This is a genomic window from Streptomyces sp. NPDC002104 (assembly GCF_053593795.1).
The window spans coordinates 35487-60551 of the sequence record NZ_JBSFDF010000045.1 but is presented as its reverse complement, the minus strand read 5'-3'; the positions used below and the strand labels follow the sequence as shown (position 1 = coordinate 60551).

25 protein-coding genes and 2 pseudogenes are annotated in these 25065 nt (G+C 72.2%); 13 read left to right on the top strand and 14 right to left on the bottom strand.

Features of this window, described 5'->3' with window-relative positions:
- Positions 1 to 122: 122 nt before the first annotated feature.
- The 3 genes from ACWCP2_RS29565 to ACWCP2_RS29555 all read right to left on the bottom strand — a co-directional run bounded on the left by ACWCP2_RS29565 (position 123) and on the right by ACWCP2_RS29555 (position 3197).
- Positions 123 to 1040, bottom strand: a complete 918-nt coding sequence (locus tag ACWCP2_RS29565) for a ParB/RepB/Spo0J family partition protein (RefSeq protein ID WP_450911614.1) — start codon at positions 1038 to 1040, stop codon at positions 123 to 125.
- Positions 1037 to 2317: a ParA family protein gene (locus ACWCP2_RS29560; RefSeq protein WP_450911613.1), complete on the bottom strand. Its 1281-nt coding sequence runs from the start codon at positions 2315 to 2317 to the stop codon at positions 1037 to 1039. Before ACWCP2_RS29560 ends, ACWCP2_RS29565 begins: the two co-directional genes overlap by 4 nt.
- A 205-nt stretch (positions 2318 to 2522) precedes the next feature.
- Complete coding sequence (locus ACWCP2_RS29555; RefSeq protein WP_450911612.1) at positions 2523 to 3197, bottom strand: ScbR family autoregulator-binding transcription factor; 675 nt, start codon at positions 3195 to 3197, stop codon at positions 2523 to 2525.
- Between the two features lie 249 nt (positions 3198 to 3446).
- Here ACWCP2_RS29555 and ACWCP2_RS29550 point away from each other — a divergent pair, with 249 nt between their 5' ends.
- The 4 genes from ACWCP2_RS29550 to ACWCP2_RS29535 all read left to right on the top strand — a co-directional run bounded on the left by ACWCP2_RS29550 (position 3447) and on the right by ACWCP2_RS29535 (position 7450).
- Positions 3447 to 4196 carry a TetR/AcrR family transcriptional regulator gene (locus ACWCP2_RS29550; protein WP_450911611.1) on the top strand — a complete coding sequence of 250 codons (750 nt, stop codon included), beginning with the start codon at positions 3447 to 3449 and terminating at the stop codon, positions 4194 to 4196.
- Positions 4197 to 5021: 825 nt separating this feature from the next.
- A complete protein-coding gene (locus ACWCP2_RS29545) occupies positions 5022 to 5942 on the top strand; it encodes an NAD-dependent epimerase/dehydratase family protein (protein ID WP_450911610.1) in 921 nt (306 codons plus the stop codon).
- Between the two features lie 6 nt (positions 5943 to 5948).
- Positions 5949 to 6881 (top strand): RNA polymerase sigma factor SigJ, encoded by a 933-nt coding sequence (sigJ, locus tag ACWCP2_RS29540; RefSeq protein WP_450911609.1) that lies wholly within the window; start codon positions 5949 to 5951, stop codon positions 6879 to 6881.
- Positions 6882 to 6943: 62 nt separating this feature from the next.
- A complete protein-coding gene (locus tag ACWCP2_RS29535) occupies positions 6944 to 7450 on the top strand; it encodes a DinB family protein (protein WP_450911608.1) in 507 nt (168 codons plus the stop codon).
- Between the two features lie 16 nt (positions 7451 to 7466).
- On the opposite strand, the gene ACWCP2_RS29530 is transcribed toward ACWCP2_RS29535, so the two are convergent.
- The 3 genes from ACWCP2_RS29530 to ACWCP2_RS29520 form a co-directional block, all read right to left on the bottom strand.
- A complete protein-coding gene (locus tag ACWCP2_RS29530) occupies positions 7467 to 8018 on the bottom strand; it encodes a flavoprotein (protein WP_450911607.1) in 552 nt (183 codons plus the stop codon).
- Between the two features lie 165 nt (positions 8019 to 8183).
- Positions 8184 to 8423, bottom strand: coding sequence for a hypothetical protein (locus tag ACWCP2_RS29525; RefSeq protein ID WP_450911606.1), 240 nt, complete (start codon positions 8421 to 8423; stop codon positions 8184 to 8186).
- A complete protein-coding gene (locus tag ACWCP2_RS29520; RefSeq protein ID WP_450911605.1) occupies positions 8420 to 9295 on the bottom strand; it encodes an alpha/beta fold hydrolase in 876 nt (291 codons plus the stop codon). The genes ACWCP2_RS29525 and ACWCP2_RS29520 overlap by 4 nt, the downstream gene beginning before the upstream one ends.
- 119 nt (positions 9296 to 9414) lie before the next feature.
- On the opposite strand from ACWCP2_RS29520, the gene ACWCP2_RS29515 reads away from it, so the two are divergent.
- The 3 genes from ACWCP2_RS29515 to ACWCP2_RS29505 all read left to right on the top strand — a co-directional run bounded on the left by ACWCP2_RS29515 (position 9415) and on the right by ACWCP2_RS29505 (position 11546).
- Positions 9415 to 9618 (top strand): DUF4287 domain-containing protein, encoded by a 204-nt coding sequence (locus ACWCP2_RS29515; protein WP_450911604.1) that lies wholly within the window; start codon positions 9415 to 9417, stop codon positions 9616 to 9618.
- 106 nt (positions 9619 to 9724) lie between these two features.
- Entirely contained in the window at positions 9725 to 10588 is an 864-nt protein-coding gene (locus ACWCP2_RS29510) for an NmrA family NAD(P)-binding protein (RefSeq protein WP_450911603.1), read from the top strand.
- Positions 10589 to 10601: 13 nt separating this feature from the next.
- The gene (locus ACWCP2_RS29505) at positions 10602 to 11546 is read left to right on the top strand and encodes an AraC family transcriptional regulator (protein ID WP_450911602.1); all 945 of its coding nucleotides are present in this window, start codon (positions 10602 to 10604) and stop codon (positions 11544 to 11546) included.
- 40 nt (positions 11547 to 11586) lie between these two features.
- Here the strand turns inward: ACWCP2_RS29505 and ACWCP2_RS29500 are convergent.
- Positions 11587 to 12079, bottom strand: a pseudogene (locus ACWCP2_RS29500) (GNAT family N-acetyltransferase).
- Between the two features lie 187 nt (positions 12080 to 12266).
- Between ACWCP2_RS29500 and ACWCP2_RS29495 the strand changes: the two are divergent.
- A complete protein-coding gene (locus tag ACWCP2_RS29495) occupies positions 12267 to 12839 on the top strand; it encodes an anthrone oxygenase family protein (RefSeq protein WP_450911601.1) in 573 nt (190 codons plus the stop codon).
- A 46-nt stretch (positions 12840 to 12885) separates the two neighbouring features.
- Here ACWCP2_RS29495 and ACWCP2_RS29490 read toward each other — a convergent pair whose 3' ends face one another.
- Positions 12886 to 13371 carry an anthrone oxygenase family protein gene (locus tag ACWCP2_RS29490; protein WP_450911600.1) on the bottom strand — a complete coding sequence of 162 codons (486 nt, stop codon included), beginning with the start codon at positions 13369 to 13371 and terminating at the stop codon, positions 12886 to 12888.
- A gap of 242 nt (positions 13372 to 13613) precedes the next feature.
- Here ACWCP2_RS29490 and gdhA point away from each other — a divergent pair, with 242 nt between their 5' ends.
- Both gdhA and ACWCP2_RS29480 read left to right on the top strand, forming a co-directional pair.
- Positions 13614 to 14978 (top strand): NADP-specific glutamate dehydrogenase, encoded by a 1365-nt coding sequence (gdhA, locus tag ACWCP2_RS29485; protein WP_450911599.1) that lies wholly within the window; start codon positions 13614 to 13616, stop codon positions 14976 to 14978.
- Between the two features lie 238 nt (positions 14979 to 15216).
- Complete coding sequence (locus ACWCP2_RS29480) at positions 15217 to 16572, top strand: AMP-binding protein (RefSeq protein ID WP_450911598.1); 1356 nt, start codon at positions 15217 to 15219, stop codon at positions 16570 to 16572.
- Positions 16573 to 16623: 51 nt separating this feature from the next.
- Here ACWCP2_RS29480 and ACWCP2_RS29475 read toward each other — a convergent pair whose 3' ends face one another.
- Positions 16624 to 17040, bottom strand: coding sequence for a MarR family transcriptional regulator (locus ACWCP2_RS29475; protein WP_450911619.1), 417 nt, complete (start codon positions 17038 to 17040; stop codon positions 16624 to 16626).
- Positions 17041 to 17229: 189 nt separating this feature from the next.
- Between ACWCP2_RS29475 and ACWCP2_RS29470 the strand changes: the two genes are divergently transcribed.
- Both ACWCP2_RS29470 and ACWCP2_RS29465 read left to right on the top strand, forming a co-directional pair.
- Positions 17230 to 18036 carry an alpha/beta fold hydrolase gene (locus ACWCP2_RS29470; protein WP_450911597.1) on the top strand — a complete coding sequence of 269 codons (807 nt, stop codon included), beginning with the start codon at positions 17230 to 17232 and terminating at the stop codon, positions 18034 to 18036.
- A 53-nt stretch (positions 18037 to 18089) separates the two neighbouring features.
- Positions 18090 to 18986, top strand: coding sequence for a DMT family transporter (locus ACWCP2_RS29465; protein ID WP_450911596.1), 897 nt, complete (start codon positions 18090 to 18092; stop codon positions 18984 to 18986).
- A 68-nt stretch (positions 18987 to 19054) separates the two neighbouring features.
- Here the strand turns inward: ACWCP2_RS29465 and ACWCP2_RS29460 are convergent, their stop codons facing one another.
- The 4 genes and pseudogenes from ACWCP2_RS29460 to ACWCP2_RS29445 form a co-directional block, all read right to left on the bottom strand.
- Positions 19055 to 19594, bottom strand: coding sequence for a GNAT family N-acetyltransferase (locus ACWCP2_RS29460; protein WP_450911595.1), 540 nt, complete (start codon positions 19592 to 19594; stop codon positions 19055 to 19057).
- Positions 19591 to 20028, bottom strand: a complete 438-nt coding sequence (locus ACWCP2_RS29455) for a GNAT family N-acetyltransferase (protein ID WP_450911618.1) — start codon at positions 20026 to 20028, stop codon at positions 19591 to 19593. The genes ACWCP2_RS29460 and ACWCP2_RS29455 overlap by 4 nt, the downstream gene beginning before the upstream one ends.
- Before the next feature lie 24 nt (positions 20029 to 20052).
- Positions 20053 to 20766: pseudogene (locus tag ACWCP2_RS29450) on the bottom strand (alpha/beta fold hydrolase); the annotation flags it as partial.
- 9 nt (positions 20767 to 20775) lie between these two features.
- Positions 20776 to 21915: an endonuclease/exonuclease/phosphatase family protein gene (locus tag ACWCP2_RS29445; protein WP_450911617.1), complete on the bottom strand. Its 1140-nt coding sequence runs from the start codon at positions 21913 to 21915 to the stop codon at positions 20776 to 20778.
- 1038 nt (positions 21916 to 22953) lie between these two features.
- Between ACWCP2_RS29445 and ACWCP2_RS29440 the strand changes: the two genes are divergently transcribed.
- Entirely contained in the window at positions 22954 to 24072 is a 1119-nt protein-coding gene (locus ACWCP2_RS29440) for an ABC transporter substrate-binding protein (protein ID WP_450911594.1), read from the top strand.
- Between the two features lie 18 nt (positions 24073 to 24090).
- On the opposite strand, the gene ACWCP2_RS29435 is transcribed toward ACWCP2_RS29440, so the two are convergent.
- Complete coding sequence (locus tag ACWCP2_RS29435) at positions 24091 to 25038, bottom strand: NAD-dependent epimerase/dehydratase family protein (RefSeq protein WP_450911593.1); 948 nt, start codon at positions 25036 to 25038, stop codon at positions 24091 to 24093.
- Positions 25039 to 25065 lie beyond the last annotated feature (27 nt).

Here is a 25065-nt window from a genome sequence, read left to right as displayed (position 1 = left end):
CTCCAGGCGCAGCTTATGCGAACCGCACCGTGGAACGCACATGAAACACACGTGGGGGCGGTGGTGGTCCGGTTGCCGGGCCAACGCCCCCTTCGTGTCGGTGGGGGTGGGCTGTGGGTGGGTCAGATGCGGGTCAGGAGGAGTTCTGTTACCGCCTTCAGGTCGTCCGGGGTGAGGTGGGCTGTGAGGGCGTCCGCGATCGTGTCCGGGGAGTCCGCCGCGATGGTGATGCGGCGGGGGGACGCGGTGGGGTGGGGGGCGGGGTCCGGAGTGGGGTTTGGGGTGGGGGTCGGAGTGGGGTTCGGGGTGGGGCGGGTGCGTTGGCGCGGGGGGTTAACGGCGTTAACGGCTTCCTCTGCCGCGGTCGCCTGGTCCTCCTGGGGGAGGCGGCCGATGCGGCGGGCCGGTTCCACCTTGAGTTCGCCGGTCTCCACCTTGTCCTGGAGCTCCGGGGTGAGGTTGAGGAGGGTCAGGCGCTGGGAGACCCAGGCTGGCGTCTTGCCGAGGCGCTTGGCCACCTGGGCCTGGGAGCCGTGCACCTCGACGAGTTCCTGCAGGGCGCGGGCCTGGTCCATGGGTGCCACGTCGACGCGGTGGACGTTGGCGATGAGCGCCGACTCCAGGATGTCCGCGGCCGAGGAGGCGAGGGTGTCGTTGACGTGGATCTGCATGGTGCGCAGGCCGGCGCGCTGGGCCGCCGCCAGGCGGCGGTTGCCGTCGATGACCACGTACGGGGCGCGGCCCAGGCCGTCGGTGTTGCCGGGGTGCGCCTCCATGAAGGCCATGCGGGTGGCGACCGCGAGGGGCTGGAGCTGGCCCCGGACGGTGAGGGAGGCGGCCAGTTCTTCGAGCTCGGTGAGGTCCTCGCGGAGGTTGAACGGGTTGTGGGCGAGGGCCTCGATCGGCACCTCCGAGGGCGGGACCACGCCGGAGGTGGGGGCGCCGGTGGCCTCGGCGATGGCCGCGCGGCGGGAACTGACGCCAACGGGCTGGGCGCGGGCGAAGGAGCTCGAGACTCCGAGTTTGTCGGCCTTGCTCATGAGATCTCCCTTGCGAGCGCGCGCAGGGCGACCGCCTGCTCGCCCTTGGGTGCGTAGACGAACAGCGGCTGCTTCACGCGGACGGCTTCGCGCTGTTCCTTGAGGTCGGGGACGATCGCCACGACCCGCGGATCCTTTATGTCCATCCAGGCCTGGAGGGAGCTGGTCGCGATGTAGCCGCGGCGGCCGTCGTAGAGGTTGACGACGAGACCGAGGTAGTCGATGTCGAGGCTGAGGTCGTCGCGGAGGTCGTTGATCTGGGAGGTGAGGAGGTCGTAGGCGTCCGCCGAGGAGTCCTCCGCCTGGACCACGATCAGCGCGCCGGAGGCTCCGGGCTGTTCGGCGTCGCGGCGGCGGCCGTAGTAGATGGCGGCGTCCATGCTGAGGCCGAGGCTGGGCGGGCAGTCGATGAGGATGACGTCGTAGTCGGCCTCGACGGGGGCGAGGGCCCGTTCGAGGGCGGCCTCGCGGGCGCGGACCGTGGAGAGGCGGACGTCGAGGAGGAAGGCGTCGGTGCAGGCCGGGAGGATGTGCAGGCGGTCGCCGAAGTGCTCGTCCGGAATGGGGACGATCAGGTCGGAGAGGGGGCCCTTGGCCTCGCCCGCCATGTGGCAGGTGAGGCTGTCGCCGCCGATGGGCAGCGGCTGGCGTCCGAGCTGCTTGGTGAGGTGGCCCTGTGGGTCGAAGTCGACGAGCAGGACGCGCATGCCGAGGCCGGGCAGGTCTTCGAGGTCGACCGGCGGGGCGGACGCGGCGGCCGCGAGGGCCTCCGGGGTCGTCTGGTCGCCGTCCTCGACGGCCGAGTGGCGGGCCAGTTGGCGGGCCACTCGGACCGGGTGGAGGGTGTCGGGGTCCTCCGCGAGGGCTTCGGCGGTGCCCGCGGTGATGGCGGTCTTGCCGACCCCGCCCTTCTGGTTGCACACCACGATGCGGCGTACGACCGAGGGCCGCTTCACGGTGGGGGCGGGGTTCATCTCCAGCCAGAGGGAGACGGCTTGGGCCAGTCCCTGGATGAGGGAGACGCCGCGGTCCTTGGAGTCGGTGCGGAAGGACTCCCACTGGCCGGCGGGCAGCCAGGTCGAGAAGGATTCGGCGCCGGAGGTGTCGACGGGGGAGGGGGACGAGGCGAGCGCGCGCCAGTGGGCGATGCCCTGGTGGACGGCGTCCTGGATGTCCACCCTCAGCTGGGCGGTGCGGATCTTGAGTTCCTGGCGCAGCCACGGAGGAAGCTTGGAGACGACCTTCTCACGGTCGCTCGGGGACGAGGGCGAAGTCATGCGAGGGACTTTACTAACGTTCAAGGGTGTTCGTGAGCGCCACGCTTGAGTTTTGCTAACGAAGTGGTGAGGATCGGCCAGGAATCGCCTCCCCTGCGGGAGGCGGGGCGAGGGCGGGGCGTTGGGACAGGGCGGCCTCGCACACGCCGTAGTGAGCACCCCCGTGGTTCACCACGGCATGTGCGAGGCCGCCCTGGACGCGTCGTCAGCCGGCCGTGGACGGAGCGGAGTCCGAGGCCGGCAGACCGAGTTCGGAACGGCACTCGGGGGAGCCGGCCGGGTCGAACCGGGAGATGCGGTCCGCGGGCACGATCCCCGGCAGCAGGAAGTTCCACAGGTCGACGACCCGGGCGTGCAGGTCCTCGCGCCGGGCGCGTACGTGCGAGGTCACCTGGATGCCGGTGAACGCGGCGACGAGCATGGTCGCCACGTCGTACGTGTCGGCCCAGGGCAGGACGTCGCCGCGCTCCTGGGCCGGGACGAGGCAGTTGTGGCAGGTGTCGATCCACGCGTTGTACGGGGTCGGGTCCGGGTCGGTGAAGGAGCCGAACTCGATGACCAGGCGGATCCCGGCGCGGATCCGGACGTTGGTCCGGAGCCCGAAGGCCATCCGGTGGGTCAGGTCGATGGCGGTCTGGAGGCCCGGGTCCGCGAGGGAGGGCAGGGCGTCGGCGATCCGGAACTGCTCGTCCATCAAGGTCTGGGCGAGGGCTTCCTTGGACGCGAAGTGGAAGTAGAGGGCGCCCTTGGTGACTCCGGAGTGCCCGACCACATCGGTGAGGCTCGTGCCGTGGAAGCCGGTCCGGTCGAAGGCGATGGCCGCACCGTCGAGGATCGCCTGCCGGGTGATCTCGGCTCGTTCCTGTCTGGCTCTCGCCATGCGGGTTCTCCCTGGGGCTGCGGTGGTTGGGGCGGAACCGGGGGAGGTGGTCACCGTGGTTCGGCCAGGGCCAATCTAGACCGATGGGTCTGAAGAAAACCAGCCGGCCAGTACTTTTTGAGGAAGTGGATCATTAACGGCGTTAACGCGCGGGGAGGGTGGGGGAGCGGCGTTAACGGGGTGGTGGCGTTAACGCCGTTAACGTATACGGTAGACGCAGTTTAATGGCGGATGGAGCGTGAGGGACCGATGACGGACGCGGACGAGCAGTGGGGCGCGGCCGTTCGGCTGCTCTGGGGGCCGCCGGTGAAGCCCGCGCGCGGGCCCAAGCGGGGGCTCACGCTGGAGGGCATCGCCGGGGCGGGGGTCGTCCTCGCGGACGCCGAGGGGCTGGCCGGCGTATCGATGCAGGGAGTGGCCGGGCGGCTGGCCGTCACGAAGATGGCGTTGTACCGGTACGTGCCGGGCAAGGCGGAGCTGGTCTCGCTGATGGTGGAAGCCGCGATGCCGGACCCCTCCGTGCTGGACGGCCGTCCGGCCGGGGAGGGCTGGCGGGAGGGGCTCGCGGCGTGGGCGCGGGAGCTGCTGGCCGGGTTCCGGGCGCATCCGTGGCTGTTGGAGGCGACGGTCGGGGCGCGGGTGATGGGGCCGGTCGAGGTCGGGTGGATGGAGCGGGGGCTCGCCGTGCTCGCCGGGTGCGGGCTGACGGGGGCCGAGTCGATCGACGCGCTGGTGCTGGTGTCGGGGCACGTACGCGGGATCGCGGAGCAGGAGCGTGCGATGGCGGGCGGGGCCGCGGGGGAGGGGCCGGACGCGCAGCTGACCTCGGTGCTGGGGGAAGTGATGCGGGTGCACGGGGATAAGTACCCCGCTCTCGGGGCCGCGATGGCCTCCGTGGGGGAGGCCGGTGGGCAGGACCAGGCGCTCGACTTCGGGCTGGAGCGGATCCTCGACGGGCTCGGGCTGCTGGTGGCTCGGCGGGTGGATGGGCGGGGTTAGGCATTAACGGCGTTAACGGCGGAGGAGGGTGTGGGGCTCGCCGGTGTCGGCCGTCGGGTGGTGGCCGTGTGGATCATTAACGGCGTTAACGATGGAGGGCTCGGCGCGGCGCCGCGCGGGTCTGGCAGGTGGGGCCGGCGGGGTGCCGGCGGTGTCGGCCGGGGTGCGGTGGGGTGACGTGGCGTCCGCCGCGCCGGGGTAGGCCGGGGCTCTGGGGCGCGTGCGTTGGCCGCGCGGTTGGCCGCGTGGAGCATTAACGGCGTTAACGGTGGGGGCGGCAGGGCTGGGTGGTGGGGTCTGGCGTTACGGGGTCAACGCCAGGGTCTGGGGGAGCTCGGTGGTGGGGGCATTAACGGCGTTAACGCCGGAGCCTGTACGGGCTTGGCGGCGGGGTGGGGCATTAACGGCGTTAACGTCCGGGCGGTGCTGGGCTGGTGGTGGGGTTGGCATTAACGGCGTTAACGCCCGGGCCGTGCCGGGGGTTGGTGGAGGGGCAGGGCATTAACGGCGTTAACGCCTGGGCTGTGCCGAGGGTTGGTGGAGGGGTGGGGTATTAACGGCGTTAACGCCTGGGCTGTGCCGAGGGTTGGTGGAGGGGTGGGGTATTAACGGCGTTAACGCCTGGGCTGTGTCGGGGTGGTGGTGAGGCCGGGGATTGGCGGCGTTGACGTCTGGGCTGTGCTGGGCTTGGCGGTGGCGTGGGGGGTATTAACGGCGTTAACGCCGGGGTGTGTGGCTCAGGTCACTTTGGGTCGTGTCACGTTCCGGGGCGCTCGTCTGTCCCATGGACGACACCGCGTGGAGCGAGCGACGAGGGAGACGGCCATGAAGGTTCTGCTGGCGGGTGCGAGTGGGGTTCTGGGGCAGCGGGCGGTACGGGCGCTGCGTGCTGCCGGGCATGAGGTGGCCGGGCTCGGGCGGGGTGCCGGGATGGATGTCAGGGCCGATCTGCTCGATCGTGAGGGGCTGCTGCGCGCCGTGGACGGGCTCGGCTTCGACGTGGTGGTGCACGCGGCCACGGCGCTGTCGGGGAAGGCCATGGCCCGGCACCAAGACATGGCGGGGACGAACGCGCTGCGCACCGAGGGGACCGCCAACCTGCTGGCCGCCGCGCGGGAGACCGGGGCGCGGCGGTTCGTCGTGGAGTCGATGATGTTCGGCTACGGGTACGGGGACCACGGCGGGGCCGTGCTCGGCGAGGACGACGGGTTCGGGCCGCAGGGGGCGAACGTCTGGCTGGAGCGGCACGTGGGCGCGATGCGGACCAAGGAGGAACTGGCCTTCACCGCCGACGGGATCGAGGGGGTGAGCCTGCGCTTCGGGCTGTTCTACGGGGCCGGTGTGACGGACGTCCACGTGGTGCCGATGCTGCGCAAGCGCGCCCTGCCCGTGGTGGCGGCCAAGGGCAGGGCGTTGAGCTGGGTCGACGTGGCCGACGCGGCGAACGCCGTCGTTGCCGGCGTGGAGTCGGGGCGGCCCGGGCACGCCTACAACATCGTCGACGACGAGCCGCTGGGATGGGACGCGCACATGCGGGCGGTCGCCGCGGCCTTCGGGGCGCCCGCGCCGATGACCGTACCGCTGTGGGTGCTGAAGCCGGCGCCGCTCGCGCACACCATCATGGGGACGGATCTGCGACTGTCGAACATCAAGGCGAAGCGCGAGTTGGGCTGGGCGCCCGCGTACGGGAGCGGCGATGCTGGGGTGCGGGCGCTTGCGGGAGCGCGGGGCGCGGCGGCAGCATGATCGTTCGTGAGCACTGCTGCGTACCTTCCGGAAGCCTCCGCCGATGCCCTCGGTCCCTTCGCCGCCCATCGGCGGCTGCTGTTCGACGTCGCCTACCGGATGCTCGGGAGTGTCGTCGACGCCGAGGACGTGGTCCAGGACACTTGGCTGGGCTGGGAGCGCGCGGACCGGTCTGCCGTCCTCAACCCGAAGGCCTATCTGGTGCGCACGGTCACCAACCTGTCCTTGAACCGGCTCACTTCCGCCCGCGCCACCCGTGAGACCTACATCGGGCCGTGGCTGCCCGAGCCGCTGCTGACCGGGACCCTGCCGACCGTGCCCGACGGCGCGGAGGGGGTGGAGACGGCCGAGACGGTATCGACCGCGCTGCTGGTGGTGCTGGAGAGCCTGAGTCCGCTGGAGCGCGCCGTGTTCGTGCTCCGGGAGGTGTTCGGGTACTCGTACGCGGAGTTGGCGACGGTACTGGACCGGGCGGAAGGGACCGTACGGCAGACCGGGCACCGGGCACGGGCCCATGTGCAGGCCCGGCGGACGCGGTTCGCCAGCGAGCCGGCGCAACGGGGCGAGGTGACCCGGCGGTTCCTGGAAGCCTGTGCGGGCGGGGACCTGAACGCGGTCATGGAACTGCTCGCCCCCGAGGTGACGGCCTGGTCGGACGGCGGCGGGAAGGTCACGGCGGCCCGGCGGCCGCTGCACGGGGCCGACCACGTGGCGCGCTGGCTGCTGGGGATGCTCGCCAAGCCTGCGCTGCGGGCGGTGACCCTTGAGTCCGCGCGGGTGAACGGGGAGGAGTCGGTGGTGTTCGTGTACGGGGGATCCGCGCGTGCGGCGCTGACCTACGACCTGGACGCGGTGCACGGGCGGGTCGTGAACCTGCGGTTGCAGGTGAACCCGGAGAAGGTGGCGGGGCTGGCCGGTTGGGGGCGGGCGGGGGAGTGAGGGCCAGTCCGGGATGTGAAATCGCCGTGCGGGGAGCGCCGTAGGGCTGTGATCATCATCCGATGATCGATGAGCAGCGGACCCGGCCCGTGCTGGTGGGCGACGAACGAGCCACCCTCACCAGCGTTCTCCAGTGGCAGCGGGACACCCTGATGCTGAAGTGCGCGGGCCTGTCGGACGAGCAGCTGCGGCGCAGGGCGGTGGCTCCGTCGGGGCTGAGCCTGCTCGGGCTGGTACGGCATCTCGCGGAGGTCGAGCGGGGCTGGTTCCGCAACGTCGTGGGCGGCGAGGACGTGCGCGGGTACTTCCCGAAGAACGAGGCGGGGGAGTGGACCGAGTTCCACGTGGACGAAGCCGATGTCGCAGGGTCGTTCAAGATCTGGGAGGACACCTGTGCGCGCTCCCGGGCGATCGTGGACGCGGCCGGGTCCCTGGACGTGACCGGTTCCCACGAAGGGCAGACGTACTCCCTGCACTACGTACTGACCCACATGATCGAGGAGTACGCCCGGCACAACGGGCACGCGGACCTGCTGCGCGAGGCGATCGACGGGACCACCGGGGAGTAGCGGAGCCCGGGCCGGGCTACGCGGCGGATGCCGTGGCGCGGTCCACCTCGGCCAGGGCCGCCGCCCAGGGGAAGTGCGCCGGGGCGTCCGGGCCCGCGGGGCCGGGGGTGAAACCGCCCTCGCCGAAGAGGACCGCGGCGCCGGCGCCGCGCAGGACGGCAAGGGACTGGTCGAACTGCGGGTGGGCGGCAAGGGCGGCGTTCGCGCAGGGCATGGTGACGACGGGGGTCCCCTTGCCGATGGCCTCGGCGGCGACCCCGACGACGAACCGGTCGGTCAGGCCGAGGGCCCAGGCGTTGACGGAGTTGAACGTGGCCGGGGCGAAGAGCAGGGCATCGGCCGTCGGCCAGACGTCGGGTTCGCCGGGCAGTTTGTACTGCCAGCGCACGGGGTGGCCGGTGAGCGCGGCGAGACCGTCGAGGCTGTTGGACAGCCAGTGGGCGGCGGTTGGGGTGAGGCCGAGGCAGACGTCCCAGCCCCGGGACTGGGCGTCCTCGATGACATGGGCCACGTCGAAGACGGGCGGGGCGGCGGAGCAGAGCAGGTAGAGGGTCTTCGTCGTGGTCATACCGCAATGTGATCATATTGCTCGACCTGCGGTTGACCCAGGTCGCGGCGGCTCGTGGGCCGTGTGACCGGAGTCGTGTCCGGCCCCCCCCGGATCTCCCGGACCCCCGGCCCCGGACCCCGGGACCGGGTTCGGGGACGCGAGGGCCCGGGGTGAGCGTGCGGGTCAGCCGTTGGAGACGGTCTGCCGGGCGTCGCCCGAGGTGAACGCGTTGAACGCGCCGGAGAAGTCGGTCAGGTCGTCGCCGGCCTGGCCGGGCACCAGGCCGGCGATGTCCTGGGGGGCGTCCGCGACGGTGCTGGTGACGGCGTCGGCGAGCGGGGGCTCGGCGGCCATGGCGGGGGCGGTGACGGCGAGGGCGGCGGTACCGGCGAGCAGGGCCGTGGTGACGATGCGCTTGATCATGTCCTGGTGAACGACGTGGCCGGACGGGGGTCACCCGGGCCACCCGGTTGCCGGAACTCCGTGAGGAACGCGGACAGCAGGGCGTGCACGACGGCGGGGCGGTCCAGGTGGACGTCGTGGCCGGAGCCCGGGACCGAGACCGCCGTCGTCGGGGTGGACGGGTCGGCGGAGTCGAGCATCCGGACGGACTCCTCCGGCGGCACGATGCCCTTCTCCCCGATGACCACCAGGGTGGGACACCGGACCGCCTGCCACTGCGGCCACCAGGCGCGGGTGCTGTTCTCGGCGATGGCCCCGACCATCACCGAGCGCTCGAAGCGCGGGTACCAGCCGTCCTCGCGCTGCTCCAGACCGGCTGCCCAGGCCTCGCCGTTCAGCCCCTGACCGGTGAGGAAGGTGCGCGCCTCGGCGAGGGTGGGGAACGGGACCGGCCAGGAGTCCAGCCAGTCGCCCATCTCCTGCGGGGTGCCCGGGTCCGCCCGGGCGGGGCCGGCATCGACCAGCACGAGGCCCCGTACGAGGTCCGGGTGGGCGGCGGCGGTGAGCATCGCGGTGTGGCCGCCGAGCGACTGGCCCACCAGCACCGGGCGGTGCACGCCGAGCTGCTCGCAGACGGCCAGCACGTCGGCCACGTACGCGGCGCGGGAGACGTCGGCGGGGCGGCGCTCGCTGGCTCCGTGACCGCGCTGGTCCACCACCACCACGCGGTGGTGCGGGGCCAGGTGCGCGGCGACGGCGTCCCATTCGCCCGCGTGGCCCGCGAGGCCGTGGAGGAGGACGACGGGGGGAGCGGAGGCGGGCTGGTGGGTGTTCCAGTCACGGCACGTCAGACGGACGCCGGCTCGGGTGACGGTGCGCTCGGTCCACATCATGCGAAGATCATCCGACATTTTTTCGCGGTGGTCCGATGAGTTTTCGCGGGGGATCCGGTCCCTCTTTCGTACGCCGCACCGTGCCCCCAGAAGGCACCGGAAGAAAAGGATCGATCGTCATGAGCGAGCCGGTGAAGGGTCCCGCCAGCTACTTCCCGTCCATCGAGAAGAAGTACGGCCGTCCGGTCGCGGAGTGGCAGGAGCTCATCCGCGCCTCGCCGCTGACCAAGCACATGGAACTCGTCGGCTGGCTCAAGACCGAGCACGGGCTCGGGCACGGGCACGCCAACGCGCTCGTGAAGCACACGCTCAGCGAGCAGTAGCGGGAGCCGCCCGGAGGGGGCAACCGGCCCGGCCGTGGACGCAGGCGTATGTGGTTGAGCTTCTCGGCGATGTTCCGTCTCAGGTCCAGGGAGTTGACTGGTCCCCATGACGAAGACGACGCAGCACACGCAGCACACGCAGCACACGCAGAACGACACCGGCCTCCGCACGCTGGTCATCGGCGGCACGGGCAAGACGGGCCGGCGCGTGGCCGAGAAGCTCACCGCCCTGGGCCGTCCGGTCCGCATCGGCTCGCGCTCCGGTGAGCCGGCTTTCGACTGGAACGAGCCCGGAAGCTGGGGACCCGCCCTGGAGGGCGTCGACCGGGCCTACGTCGCGTACTACCCGGACCTCGGCTTCCCCGGCGCCACCGAGCAGGTCGGAGCCTTCGCCCGGGCGGCGGTCGCCGCCGGGGTGCGCCGGCTGGTGCTGCTCTCGGGGCGCGGCGAGGAATCGGCGCAGCGGAGCGAGGACGCGCTGAAGGAGTCCGGGGCCGACTGGACGGTGGTGCGCGCCGCCTGGTTCAACCAGAACTTCGACGAGAGCTTCTTCCTGGAGCCGGTGCTCGCAGGCGAGATCGCCCTGCCGACGGCCGACGCCGTCGAGCCGTTCGTCGACGTGGAGGACATCGCCGACGTGGTCGTCGCCGCGCTGACCGAGGACGGCCGGCACGTGGGGCGCACGTACGAGCTCTCCGGCCCGCGGCTGCTCAGCTTCTCCGATGTCGCGGCCGAGCTGTCGAAGGCGACCGGGCGCGAGATCGCGTACGTCCCGGTCTCGGACGGGGCCTACCGGGCGGTGCTGCGCGAGAACGGGCTGCCGGATGAGTTCGCGGACCTGTTCACGCTGATCCTGGACGGGCGCAACGCGCACCTCGTGGACGGGGTCGAGGAAGTGCTGGGCCGCAAGCCGCGGGACTTCTCGGACTTCGCGCGGGAGGCGGCGGCCCGCGGGGTCTGGGACGTGTAGGGAGAATGGGCCGATGGATACGCTGACGGCTCTGCTCGAAGGCCCCAAGGCCAAATCGGCCTTCCTCATCAAGTGCGTGTTCAACCCGCCCTGGTCGGTCCGGATCGAGGACCGGGCCCCGCTGTCGGTGATGACGATGGTGCACGGATCGGCGTGGCTGCTGCCCGACGACGCTGATCCGGTGCTCGTCGCGCCGGGTCAGGCGGCGCTGGTGCGGGGGCCGGTTCCGTACACCATCGCCGACAGCGCGGACACGCCCCTGCAGATCAGGGTGGGTCCGGACCAGCGGTGCACCAGGATCGACGGCGGGGAGGATGTGTCCGACTCGATGGCCCTCGGGGTACGGACGTGGGGTGCGGCGGAGGGGTCGGTGGTGATGCTGAGCGGCACCTACCAGGACCCGGGCGAGGTCGGCAGCCGGCTGCTCACCGCTCTTCCGCGGGTACTGGTCGGCCCGGTGGACCCCTCGCTGGTCGGGCTGCTGGGTGGGGAGATCTCCCGGTCGGAGCCGGCCCAGGAGGTCGTTCTGAACCGGCTCCTGGACCTGCTGCTGATCGGCATCGTACGCGGCTGGCTCGCGGAGCGCGGCGGCGCCGAGAACGACCCGGTCACCGGGCCGGCGCTGCGGCTGCTGCACGAAAACCCCGCCCACGGCTGGACCGTGGAGTCGCTGGCCCGCGAAGTCGGCGTCTCGCGGGCCGCGCTCGCCCGCCGTTTCACGGAGCTGGTCGGCGAGCCGCCGATGGCCTATCTGACGGGCTGGCGGCTGGCGCTGGCGGCGGACCTGCTGTGCGACCCGTCCACGACGCTCGCCTCGGCCGCCCATCAGGTGGGCTACAGCTCGGCGTTCGCGCTCTCGACCGCCTTCAAGCGGGTACGGGGGGTCAGCCCGCGGGAGTACCGGGCGGGGGCCGGGGGCGGGGTGGGGTTCGGGGTGGCGGCCGCGGCCGCGGGTTAGGGGGCCCGGCGCCAGCACCGGGGCAGGGTCAGGGTCAGGGTCAGGGGCAGGGGGTCCCGAGGTCCAGGACGGCCACTGTTTCGCCGTCGCTCCGTTCGCCCGTCGGGCGGAACCCGAGGGAGAGGTAGAAGGGTTCGGGGGTGCCGGGGCCCAGGTGCCAGGTGACGTACGCCTGGGAGGCGCCCCGGCGGCGGAGTTCGTCGGCGACCGCCTCGACCGCGAAGCGGCCGTAGCCCTTGGAACTGGTGGGCTGCGGAGATGTTGAGGCGCCAGAGACCGGAGCGGATGTCGCCGGGGTCCTCGGCCGGGTTCCAGGCGATGCCGAGGAAGGCCATCACGAAGCCGACGACCTCGTCACCGTCGACGATCGCCCGGGGCCAGGCCGTCTCACCGTGGACGTAGGCCTCCGCCAGTGACTTCACGACCGGTGAGACGAGGTGCTCCTGGTCGGGACGGACCGACAGCGCGCAGACGGCGGCGAGGTTCTCGGGGGTGACCGGGGCGAGACGGAGGGCCGTGGCGCGTGTACTCATCCGTGCAGCTTACGTGTGCGTTACATGTGAGTAGGCGGGGGCTGTGCGGCACTGAGGATTCACTGGCCGGATGGCGCGGGCGGATGGCACGATCGGCACGGTCAACAACCGTTGGGGGGCGGTGGGATCCCCCGCGTTCTGCAGATTTCGACGTACACCGACATCGACACCGACACGGATACAACGGATGCATACGGGGGCACAGCTGATGGGATCCAACGGCACCAGACTCTCCACCGCACTGCTCGGCCTGTCGACCGTACTGGTCGGCCTGATGGCGGGGCTCTTCTTCGCCTTCGACGTCTCGGTGATGCCGGGACTGGCGAAGACCGACGACCGTACGTACGTGACGGCGATGCAGAGCTTCAACGCCGTCATCGACGGGAATCCGCTCTTCGGGACGGTCTTCGTCGTCGCGCTGCTCGCCGCCTTCGCCGCGGCGTTCGTCGAGGCGCGGGCCGGGCGCCGTACGGTCGCGCTGTGGGCCTCGCTGGCCGCGGCGGCGTACCTCGTCGTGCTCGTCGTCACCTTCGTGGTCAACATCCCGCTCAACAATGAACTCGCCGACTTGGGTGACGCCGCGAAGTTGACCGACTTCTCGGTCGTCGCGAAGTTCAAGGGCACCTGGGAGACGGCGAACATCGTGCGGACCCTGCTCTGCACGGCGGCGCTGACCGCCCTGGGGCGGGCGCTCGTCCTGTACGGGCGGGCGACGGGGGCGGCTGGGGCGACGGGGCGGGGGGCCGGCGCCGGGATCTGAGGCCGGGCAGCCGAGGGGCCGGGAGCCGAGGGGCGGGGCCGCTTCTTCAGGCCGCCAGGAGGGCCCAGGACTGGCAGGTCAGGGCGGCCGTGCACAGGGCGGTACGCCAGCGGTTGGCGGGTACCCACTTCTTCTCGAAGGCCGCGCGTACGGAGGCCGGGTCCGCGATCCGCTCGGCGGGGCCGGCCGCCTCCAGGGCGTTGTTGAGCGGGATGTTCACCCGGCCGGTGACCGCGACGGCGAGCACGTAGAGAACGAGGGCGCCCGCCAGTGCGGGGACCGCTGCGTGCTCGCCACCGGGCAGGTGCAGGGCCAGTGCGAGGGCGGTGAACAGGAGCGCGCCCAGGAACGCCAGCATGAACCAGCCGTTGATGATCGAGGTGTTCACGCGCTGCATCACCGAGATGAGGGTCCGGTCGTCGGAGCGCTTCAGAGCCGGCATCACCGAGACGTCGAAGGCGAAGAACAGGCCCGCCATCAGGCCCGTGGTGAGCGTCGCGGCGACGAGGGCGGCGACCCGTGCGATGTCCATATGGCCTGTCTATGTCCTGCGCCTTGTTTCTGTCCATGGTGGAGCGAAGATCGAGTCCGCCATGGTGGAGTGGGCGCTGAGAAGAGCAGGCCGGAAAGGCTCGTGGCCCTGGTCGGCGGGCGGGGTACCCTCCCGCTGGAGACTGTTTTCGGATAATGATTTCCGCCATGTGGAAATTCGGTCCGGAGCTTCGAGCCGCATCTCGGGGCCGGTCCCCACATCGAGACCTGGAGGAACAGACCGTGACGGACCCCAAGGACCCGCAGGGCCGGCTGGACGCTCTGCGCGCCGACATCGAGCGCCGCAACCCCGCTCAGCCCGAGTTCCACCAGGCCGTACGGGAGGTCCTGGACAGCCTGGCCCCCGTGTTCGCGGCGCGTCCCGAGTACGCGGAGCCGGCCGTGGCCCTGCTGGAGCGGATCGTCGAGCCGGAGCGGCAGATCATCTTCCGGGTGCCGTGGACCGATGACCGCGGTCGCGTCCACGTCAACCGTGGCTACCGCGTCGAATTCAACAGCGCGCTCGGCCCGTACAAGGGCGGCCTGCGCTTTCACCCGTCGGTGGACATCGGCGTGGTGAAGTTCCTCGGCTTCGAGCAGATCTTCAAGAACGCGCTGACGGGCCTCGGCATCGGCGGCGGCAAGGGCGGCAGCGACTTCGACCCCCACGGGCGGTCGGACGCGGAGGTCATGCGCTTCTGTCAGTCGTTCATGACCGAGCTCTACCGGCACATCGGCGAGCACACCGATGTGCCGGCCGGTGACATCGGTGTGGGCGGGCGTGAGATCGGCTACCTGTTCGGGCAGTACCGGCGCATCACCAACCGCTGGGAGGCCGGCGTCCTGACCGGCAAGGGCCAGGGCTGGGGCGGCTCGCTGATCCGTCCGGAGGCCACGGGCTACGGCAGCGTGCTGTTCGCCGCCGAGATGCTGGCGGTCAAGGGACTGTCGCTCGACGGGCTGACGGCCGTCGTCTCCGGCTCGGGCAACGTGGCGCTGTACACGATCGAGAAGCTGCAGCAGCTGGGTGCGAACCCGCTGACGGCGTCCGACTCGCAGGGCTACGTGGTGGACGAGAAGGGCATCGACCTCGCGCTGCTGAAGCAGATCAAGGAGGTCGAGCGCGGGCGCGTGAGCGAGTACGCGCAGCGGCGCGGGCCGTCGGCGCGGTTCGTACCGGGCGGCCGCGTGTGGGACGTGGCGGCGGAGGTCGCCTTCCCGTCGGCCACGCAGAACGAGCTGACCGCCGATGACGCGAGGACGCTGATCGCGAACGGCGTCAAGGCGGTGTCGGAGGGCGCGAACATGCCGACCACGCCGGAGGCCGTGCACCTGCTGCAGGCGGCCGGGGTGTCCTTCGGGCCCGGCAAGGCGGCGAACGCGGGCGGGGTCGCGGTCAGTGCGCTGGAGATGGCGCAGAACGCGGGGCGCACGGCGTGGAGCGCGGAGCGGGTCGAGTCGGAACTGGCGGGGATCATGCGGGACATCCACGCGGTGTCGTACGCGACCGCCGAGCGGTACGGCTCCGCCGGGGACTATGTGGTCGGGGCGAACATCGCCGGGTTCGAGCGGGTGGCGGACGCGATGCTGGCGCAGGGGCTGATCTGACGCGCTGAGGCAGGGGTGGGGCGGGTACGGGTACGGGGCGCCGGTCGTGGGTGGTGCTGCGTGAGGTCTTCCCCGGCCCGCCCCTTCCTCCGTTCCCCGGGCTCCGCCCGGGACCCGTCGGGGGACCGGGCAGAGCCCGGGGAACGGTGCCCGGACCCTGGGCCCCGCGCCCCGATGGGGGTCGGGGGCGGTCGTAGGGTGGGGCGGTTGGATGTGATCGGACTCCGTAGGGGGATCAGTGCTGACCGCGCTCACCGGGGTGTATGGAGACCGGCCCGATGCCCTGCGGGTGGCCGGGCGTGAGGCCTCCTACGAGGACCTGCTCGGCGCGGCCCGGGCCGTGGCTGCCGATGTCGCCGGGGCGCCCGCCCTCGCCGTGACCGCGACGGCCTCGCTGGAGACCGTCGCCGCCGTCGTCGGCGGGCTGCTGGCCGGGGTGCCCTTCGTACCGCTGCCGCCCGATGCGGGGCCCGCCGAGCGGGAGCACATCCTGCGGGATTCCGGTGCCGTGCTCGTCGACGTGGACTTCGCACGGCGTGGCGGGGGTGGTGCCGGGGCCGCCGGGGCCGGGGGTGCGGTCGAGCCCGGGCGGGCGGCGCTGGTTCTCTACACCTCAGGGACCACCGGTCCGCCCAAGGGGGTCGTTCTCACCGCCGAGGCGGTGGCCGCCGATCTCGATGCCCTCGCCGAGGCATGGCAGTGGAGCGCCGAGGACACCCTCGTGCACGGGCTGCCGCTGTTCCACGTGCACGGCCTCGTGCTCGGGGTGCTCGGGGCCCTGCGCACCGGCAGCCGTCTCGTGCACACCGGGCGGCCCACACCCGAGGCCTACGCGGAGGCCGGAGGCAGCCTGTACTTCGGGGTGCCGACCGTGTGGTCCCGTATCGCGGGGTCGCCGGCGGCGGCCGCCGCGCTGGGCGGGGCCCGGTTGCTGGTCTCCGGCAGTGCCGCGCTGCCCGCGCCGGTCTTCCGGGACCTGGAACGGCTGACCGGGCTGCGGCCCGTGGAGCGGTACGGGATGACCGAGACGCTAATCACCGTGAGCGGGCGCGCGGGCGGGGAGGTGCGGCCCGGTACGGTCGGCACCCCGCTCCGGGGCATCCGTACGCGGATCGCGGCGGAGCCGGGCGCGGAGATCGGCGAGCTCCAGCTCACCGGGCCGACGCTGTTCTCCGGGTACCTGGGCCGGCCCGAGGCCACGGCCGGCGCCTATACCGAGGACGGGTGGTTCCGTACGGGCGACATCGCGGCCGTCGACGAGGCCGACGGGGTCCACCGGATCGTGGGCCGGGCCTCCATCGACATGATCAAGTCGGGCGGTTACCGGATCGGCGCCGGCGAGATCGAGAACGCGCTGCTGGACCACCCCAAGGTGAGCGAGGCCGCGGTGGTGGGGCTGCCGGACGCGGATCTCGGGCAGCGGATCGTGGCCTTCGTGGTGGCCGAGGGGGTCACCGGTCCGGAACTGACGGACTTCGTCGCGGCGCACCTGTCGGTGCACAAGCGGCCGCGCGAGGTGCGGTTCGTGGCGGCGATTCCGCGCAACGCGATGGGCAAGCCGCAGAAGAAGCTGCTGGTGCAGGGCGACCTCTGACGGTAGGTACGTGCTCCCCCGGTTGCCTCCGTGGCCCCCGGTCAGGGCGGGTCAGCGGGTGTCGCGGGGCACCAGGTGGCGGGCCAGGACCTCCAGGGCCCGGGTCAGCTCCGGCAGTTGTTGCGCTTCGGTCTCGCCGAGGGCGCGGGCGAGGGCTTCCTCGACCTTGGAAGCACCGGCGGCGCGTACGGCGGCCACGCGCGGGGAGGTTCCGGGGGACTGGCGGACCAGTGTCCGGCGGCGGTCGGCCGGGTCGGGCGAGGTCTGGACCGAGCCGGCCTCGCGCAGGCGGGCGACGGCGCCGGAGACCTGGCTCTGCGGGAGGCCCGTGCGCTGGGCGGTCTCGCCGACCGTGGTGTCGGGGTGCGCGGCGATGTCGCCGGCCACGATCACGACGGAGCGGGTGCCGCCGGCGTACTGCCCCGGGCCGCCGGGGGGCTCGGGCAGGGCCTCCTCGCCGAGCTTCATCAAGGCGCGGCCCAGCAGGAAGAGTTCGATTCCGTCCACGGGAGCACGGTACATCGGAATCCGCCGGCCCATCGAAGAAGATGCATCTTTTTTGATCCATCACTCTTGATGTATCCGATTCGATGGGTTACGGTGATTGCAGAGAGTGACGGACTGGGGGTCCGGAGCCGATAGCGAGGAGTTGTTGTCATGAGTGCTGTACTCCACCATCAACTGCAGGGCTCCGGCCCGATGCTGCTCATCGCGCAGAGCGGGGAGGGGGACGCGGACCGCACCGTGGATCTCGTTCCGCATCTCACCGATGCCTTCACCGTGCTGACCTACGACCGCCGCGGACTCTCGCGCAGCCGGCCGGTGGAGCCCGGCCGGGCGGCGTCGCTCGCCGAGCACGCCGAAGACGTGCAACGGCTGTTGGAGACCGTCACCGACGAACCGGTGCTGATGCTCGGCTGCAGTCTGGGGGCCGTCATCGGCCTGCACCTGGCCGTTCGGCACCCGGAGCAGGTCAGCACCCTCATCGCGCACGAGCCGGTGGCCCCGCGACTGCTGCCCGCCGGCGAGAGGGCCCGGCACGAAGCGGAACTGGAGGAACTGCAGGGGATCTACCGCGCGGGCGGACTCGAAGCCGTGTTTCCGGAGATGGCCCGGGTCCTCGGGATAGACCTCGCGCGGCGCGACGCAGAGGCCGGCTTGACCCCGCAGCCCCTGGACGAGCGCCGGCGGGCCAACTTCGGCTACTTCATCGAGCACGACTTCACGGCGATCGTCGAGGACACCCTCGACATGGACGCCCTCACCCGGACCCCGACGCGGATCATCCCGGCGCTGGGCTCCACGACCCCGTCCACCGTCTTCGACCAGCGGTGCGCGACGGAACTCGCGGCCCTCCTGGACACGGAGATACGAGTCTTCCCGGGCGGCCACAACGGCAACACCACACACCCCCGCGGCTATGCGGAACGGCTGCGGGAGCTGCTGGCCCCGGCCGCAGGGTAGGGGCTCGGGAAAAGGGCGACGGGCCTTTCGGGCGGGGCAGGTAGCTTGCTCGCATGGACAAGACGTCTGATCAGGTCAAGACCGACCGGTGGGCCCTGATAGCCGCCGGAGTGACCGTCGTGCTGTGGGCCTCCGCGTTCGTTTCCATCCGCTCGGCGGCCGCGCACTTCGGGCCCGGAGCCCTCGCGTTCGGACGCTTGCTGACAGCCTCGGTCGCACTCGGGCTGGTGCTGGTCATCAAGCGGGTGCCGCCACCGCCGAAGCAGGCGTGGCCCGGGATCCTCATCTCCGGGGTGCTCTGGTTCGGGCTCTACATGGTGACGCTGAACTGGGGCGAGCAGCTCGTGGACGCCGGCACCGCGGCCATGATCGTCAACATCGGCCCGATCGTGATCGCCCTGCTCAGCGGCTGGCTGCTGAAGGAGGGATTCCCGCCCATGCTGTTGGCGGGCATGGCGGTCTCGTTCGCCGGGGCGGTGCTGGTCGGCCTGTCCACCTCGAACGGCGGGTCCGCGTCGGTGGGAGGTGTCCTGCTCTGCCTGGTCGCCGCGCTCACGTACGGGGCCGGAGTGGTCGCGCAGAAGCCGGCGCTGGCGTACGCGAGCCCGATCCAGGTGACCACGTACGGCTGCTTCGTCGGCACGGCCGTCACCCTGCCCTTCGTCGGGCAGCTCGTCGACCAGCTTCCCGGGGCTCCGCTCGGCGCCGTCCTGAACATGATCTACCTGGGGCTCTTCCCGACCGCACTCGCCTTCACCACCTGGTCGTTCGCGCTGTCGCGGACCACCGCGGGGAAGATGGGCGCGACCACCTACGCGGTGCCCGCCGTCGTGGTGCTCATCGCCTGGATCGCCCTCGACGAGGTCCCGGCCGCGCTGACCCTGCTCGGTGGTGCGGTCTGCCTGGCCGGGGTCGCCGTCTCACGGAAGCGCAGGAGCCCGCGAGGGTAGAGGGCGCAGGTGGAGAGGGCCGCGGCTGGGGCCGCAGGTGCGGGGGCCTCAAGTCTGGGGCGTTCGGCTCAGGGCGTCGGCTGGTGCCAGTTCGCGTCCACGTAGCCGAGGGCGCGGTTCATGGCGATGGCCGGGGCGTTCGCGGGGTGGTGGATCGTGCGGATGACGGGGGCTCCGTGGGCGTCGGCGAAGGCGATGCCGAGGGTCTTCATGGCGAGGGAGAGGCCGCGGCCGCGGTGGGCGGCCCGGACACCGGTCATCTCGTTGAAGGCGAAGCCGTCGGAGAGATGGAGGGAGGTTGCCGCCATACCGGCCCAGGCGCCGTCCTGGTCCCGGGCGACGATGATGCCGGCCGGGTCGTAGGAGGGCACCGCGAAGCGCAGGCGGGTGTATGCCGCGTAGGAGTGGAACCTGCCTCGCTCGGGGATGTCGGCCGAGCACTCCTTGTTCAGCTCGTAGAGGCTGCGGCGTTCGTCCTCCGCGTCGCCGAGCTGGGCGAGCGTCGTGAAGCTGAAGCCCGCGGCGCGGCACCGGTCGACGTACGGCGTGAACCGGGCGGAGTCGAAGGTGCGGACGGTGAGTTCGAGGCGGACCCAGTGGCCGCTCAAGCGAGGCGCAGATCTACGAAAGGCACGGTGTCCCCAGGGAGGACGTAGCGGTCGAATTCGATGAAGCCCGCCCGGCGAGCGAAGCTCAGGCCTTCCGGGTTGGACGCGAGGACCACGGTCTCGATCACCTCGGCGCCGAGGGCCCGTGCCTGGGCGAGCGCGTAGGTGTACAGCTCCCGGCCGAAGCCCCGTCCCTGGTACGGCGGCAGGACGCGCGCGATCACGGTGGCGGTCGTGGAGCCGGCGGCAGGGGGCCGGACCGTGGTGCATCCGACGAGGGTGTCGCCCAGGTGGGCGACGTGCAGGACATGGCGGGCGGAGCGCTCGTGTACGTCGTTCAGGGAGAGGAGAGCCGTGGGGATGACCGTGTTGTGGACGTGCTGCCAGTCTCGCAGGGAGGCTTCGGAGGCGGCGTCCACCGGGTGGATACGCAGGCCCGGAGCCGGCGGCGGGGCGTCCTGAGCCGCGGCGTCGAGGAGGACGGCGGCCAGGGCGGACGGGGCGGAGAACATCGGCCAGTGGCCCGTGTCCAGGGTGACCGACCGCCAGTCCGGGCCGGTGGACAGGAACCGCGCCAGGTCGGGGCGGGGGGCGGCCCTGCCGCCGCCCAGTAGGCACGTCACGTAGGTGGCGGGGAGCTCGGTGAGGGGGTGGGTCAGCACGGCCGGTTCGGTGAGCGTGGCGCCCGGGTGCGGGGTCGCGCCGGCGACGATGCGGGTGATCTGTTCTTCGGTGAGGCCCTGGTCCGCGTAGTCGGCGGCTTGCGGGGGCGGCCAGAAGCCGTCGTTCGCGGCGAGGGCGGCCTCTACGGAGGCGGAGCGGCCGTCGCTGCGGGCGGAGAGGAAGGACGCGTTGTGGACCGGGATGTCGGCGTCGACGAAGACCACCCGGTTGAGGCGGCCGCCGATGCGCTCGGCGGCTTGGCCGACCGGGATGCCGGAGTAACCGTGGCCCACGAGGACCACATCGCGCAGACCGAGTGCGTCGATGGCCTCGACTATGTCCGTGACGTGCGTCTGCTGGCCGGCCGTGGCGCCCTGCTTGTCCGCGAGGCCGGACAGGGTCAGTGCGTGGACGTCGTGGTCGGCGCCCGCGGTGCGGAGTGCGGCGGCCACCTCGTCCCAGGCCGTTGCTCCGAGCCAGGCGCCTGCTACCAGTACGAAGTCGGTCATGAACGTACGTTAATCGAACTCGATGTCGGCGCTGAGGGGCAGGTGGTCGCTGGGGGTGGCGGGGAGCGTACGGACGCGGGTGATGGTGCCCGAGCGGACCAGGATCTGGTCGATCCGGGCCAGGGGGAAGGCCGCGGGCCAGGTGAAGGCGAAGCCGGGGGCGGGGCTGGGATTGGGGCTGGGGTTGGGGCTGGGGTTGGGGGTTCGCTTCGGTGTCAGGGCGGTGCGGACGGGGGCCAGACCGCGGTCGTCGGCGGTGCTGTTGAGGTCCCCGAGCAGGACGACGCGGTCGGCGGGTTCCGCGGCGAGGACGGCGCCGAGCAGCACGGCGCTCTCGTCGCGCCGGGCGGAGCCGAAGCCGGAGGTGCCGAGGCGCAGGGAGGGGAGGTGGACGACGTAGACGGCGACGGGACCGCTGGGGGTGGCGGCGGTGGCGCGCAGGGCGCGGTTCCAGTGCGGGTCGCTGGTGAGGGCCGACGGCCGGATGTCGACGGGGCGGACGTCGGTGAGCGGGTACGCCGACCAGAGGCCGACCGTGCCGTGGGTGGCGTGGTGGGGATAGCCGGCCGCGAGGGTGGCGGTGAAGGCAGTGACCGCGGCGGGGGTGAGCTCCTCGACGGCGATGAGGGCGGGGTGCGGGGCGGCGAGGGCAGTGGCCGTTCGGGAGGGGTTCGGGTTCTCGTCGCTGATGTTGTGCTGGACGGCGGTGAGGGTGGGGTGGGTTGAGGGGGTGTTGGACGTGGATGTGGACGTGGGGGTGGGGGTGGGGGTCTGAGGGAGGAGGTTGCCGAACTGGCCCAGCCAGGCGGCGGTGGGGAGGAGGAGGGCCAGGGCGATGGCGGCGGAGCGGCGTCGGATGGCCAGCGCCAGGAGGAGCGGCACGGCCAGGCCGAGCCAGGGCAGGAACGCTTCCAGGAAGCTGCCGAGGTGGCCGGGGGTGTTGGGGACGAGGGAGGGTCGGGTCAGGAGTGCGGTGAGGAGTGCGGAGGCGAGGACGGGGAGGGATGCGCTGACGGCCGCTGGCCAGGTGAGTTGGCGGGGGCGGGCGCCGGGTGGCCGGCGGGGGAGGACGTGGTGGGCGGGGGTCCCGTGGGCGGGGGCCCCGTGGGTGGGGAGGCCTTGGGTGGGGGCCCTGTCGGTGGGGGCCATGTGGGTGGGGAGGCCGTGGGTGGGGGCCCTGTCGGTGGGGGCCTTGTGGGTGGGGAGCTGGTGGTCGGGGAGGCGGTGGGTGGGGGTCCCGTCGGTGGGGAGCCGGTGGGTGGCGAGGCGCTGGGCGGGGGCTTCGTGGGCGGGGGCCCCGTTGGTGGGGAGGCCGTGGGTGGGGAGCTGGTGGTCGGGGAGGCGGTGGGTGGGGAGCTGGTGGTTGGGGAGGCGGTGGGTGGGGAGCTGGTGGTTGGGGAGGCGGTGGGTGGGGGTGGGAGGTGGGCTGGAGGCTGGGTTGGGGGGCGGGTTGGGGGTTGGGCCCGAGTTCGGCTGGGTCATGGGGCCGTTGCTGCCTGTTCCGTTTGGGGTGGGGGTGTTGAGGGTGCGGCTGGTACGACGACGTCGGGGGTGGGGAGTCGGTTCCCGCGGGGCGGGGAGTCCGGAGGAGACCGCGTGGACGGGAGCTGGGGGGCGTCGGGTCTGCTTGGGGTCCTGCGGGGGTTTTGCCCCTACCCCGCCCCTTCCCGAAGCCGGGGCTCCGCCCCGGACCCCGTGGGAGTGGGCGGTCGCCCCCGGGGTTTGGCTGGCGTGGGCGGCTGGGGCCGGTGAGGTGGTTTGGGGGTGGGGGTGTGGCGTGGGTTCGGCTGGTGGCGACGGTCGCCGCCGCTCCATGAAGGCCCGTAGGGAAGAGAGAAGCAGCGGGTTCGCCGCCGTCGCGTCGACCGACAGTGCGAACAGGTCGCACTTCGTGGTCGGCCGCTCCGCTTGCTTGCGCCACCGGGAGGGCCGCGGTGCCTCCCGGATGGACACCAGGTCTCCTGCTTGGGGACGGTGGGGCGGGGTGGGGCTGTGCCCTGGGATCGGCCGGTGTTGGGCGGCTGGGGGCGGTGGGGTTGGGGTGCGTGGTTTGGGGGTGGGTGGTTTGGGGGTGGGCTGTGCCCCGGTTGGTTGGGGGATGTAAGCGGTTGCTTTGGGGGGTGGGGGTGGGTCCAATGGGCGTGGTGATCATGTGGTGTCGGCTTGGGAGTGGGGGAGTAGAGCACTGTGAACTACTCGGCATTGCCGTCCGTCGGTGGGGTGGGTGTGCGGGTGGGGGCCCTTGTGCCGTTGACGCGGCCCGGGTGGGTTGACGCGGGGCGGCAGTTGCTTGCGGGGCTCGAGCTGGCCGTGGACGAGGTCAACCGTGGAGGTGGGATCGGGGGTCGGGTGTTGGAGCTCGTGGTCCGGGACACCGCGGCCGATCCGGAGCGGGCCGCGGAGGCCGTGGAGGAACTCGCCGGGCTGGGTGTGGCCGCCGTGGTGGGGGAGTACCACAGCGTTGTTGCCCGGGCCGCCGCCGCCCGGGCCGATGCCCTCGGGATGCCGTACCTGTGTTCCTCCGCGGTGCTCGACGCGCTCACCGACGAGTCGACGGAGTGGGTCGCGCGGCTGGCTCCGGCGCAGTCCCACGGGTGGCGGACGTACGCGGACTTCCTGCTCGGGGCGGGGCACCGCCGGATCGCGGTGGCGATGCAGACGAGCGTCTACTGGGCCTCCGGGACCCGCATTCTGCGGGAGCGGTTCGCCGCCCGTGGGGGCAGCGTCGTGGAGATCGACGTGCGGGGGAGCGGTGAGGTCGGGGAGCTGTGCGACGCGGTTGCAGCGGAGGGGGTCACTGCGGTTCTTCTGCTCGTGGGGTATCCGGAGCCGGCGGCGGCGATCGTGCGGGCCGTACGGGGTGACCGGCGGCTGGGGGAGGTGCTGATCGGAGCTCCGGCGGGGCAGCCGGAGTTCGCCGGATGGGCCGAGGCGCTGGGTGAGGACGGCGCCGGGATCCCGTTCCTGCGCTACCTGCCCGAGCACCTCGGGCAGGTGGGGGAGCGGGTGGGGAAGGAGCTCCGCGAGCGGCTGGGGGAGGAGCCCTCGTTCGTGGCGTTCGAGGGCTGGGACAGCGTCACCGTCCTCGCGGAGGTGTTCCGTTCGTACGGTACGGACCGGGCCGCCGTCGCCGCAGCATGGCCGCGGGTGGAGGTCGAGGGCAGCCGTGGGCCGATCCGGTTCTCCCGGACGCCGGGGATCGGTGTCTGGCAGTGGGTCTGGGCACCTGTTCGGGTGGTTCAGCGGGATCCGGTGGCGGACGGTACCGGTGGATTTCGGATTGTCCATGGTGAGGGGGGTGGGTGATCCGGGCGGGTGCCGGGTTCAGGCGCGGGACAGGTGGGTGCGGTACCAGGGGGCGGCTGAAGGGAGCAGGGCGAGCGGCGTGGGTGTGGGGCGCAGGCCGGTGAGCTGCCAGATGGTGTCGGCGCGCTGGTAGTAGTCGCGGGCCAGCAGGGAGAACTGCCGTTCCGTCACCCGGCCCGGGTGTGCGCGGAGTTGTTCGACGCAGCGGTCCCACGGCCAGTCCTCCCGTACGGAGGGCAGGATCCGCTCGGCGGCGAGGGCCGACATGAGGTCGGCGCTGGTCACCGCGGCGGGGTGGCTCGCGTGGTGGACCCCGCCCACGGCGGGGCCCGGGGCCGTGGCCAGGGTGTCGATCAGGCGGGCGAGTTCGCCGACGTCGATCACGGACAGCAGGGCGCGGCCGCCGTCCCAGCTGGCCGGCACCCGGTCGATCAGCTCGGCCAGGGCCGGGACCACCCAGCGGTCACCGGCGCCCAGCACCAGGCCCGGACGCAGGACGGTCCCGCCGGCGGCCAGCACCGGGGCCTCCGCCGCGAGCCGGCTGCGGCTCGCGGGGGACACCGGGTCCGGGGCCAGCTCGTCGACCTCGATCCCGCGGTGCGGGAGGTTCCCGTACACCGCGGCCGTGGACAGGTGGACGATCCGGCCCACCCCCGCCCGCACGGCCTCGGCGAGGAGGGCCGCGCCGCCCAGGACGTTGACGGTGTGGCAGCGTTCCTCGTCCCGCCCGATGTAGGAGGCCAGGTTCACCAGGGCGTCCGCGCCCTCGCAGGCCCCGCGCAGCGAGCCGGGGTCGCCCAGGTCGGCACGGACCCACTCCACGCCTTCGCGCGCCGCACCGGGGGTGCGGGCGAGGGCCCGCACCAGGATGCCGGGACGGCGGGCCAGGGCGTCCAGTGCGGCCGAGCCGATGAAACCGGTGGCCCCCGTCAGGACGATCACCCTGGGTCTTTCAGATGTCTGCATGAGCGCGATTTTATCGGCGCGGGGTGG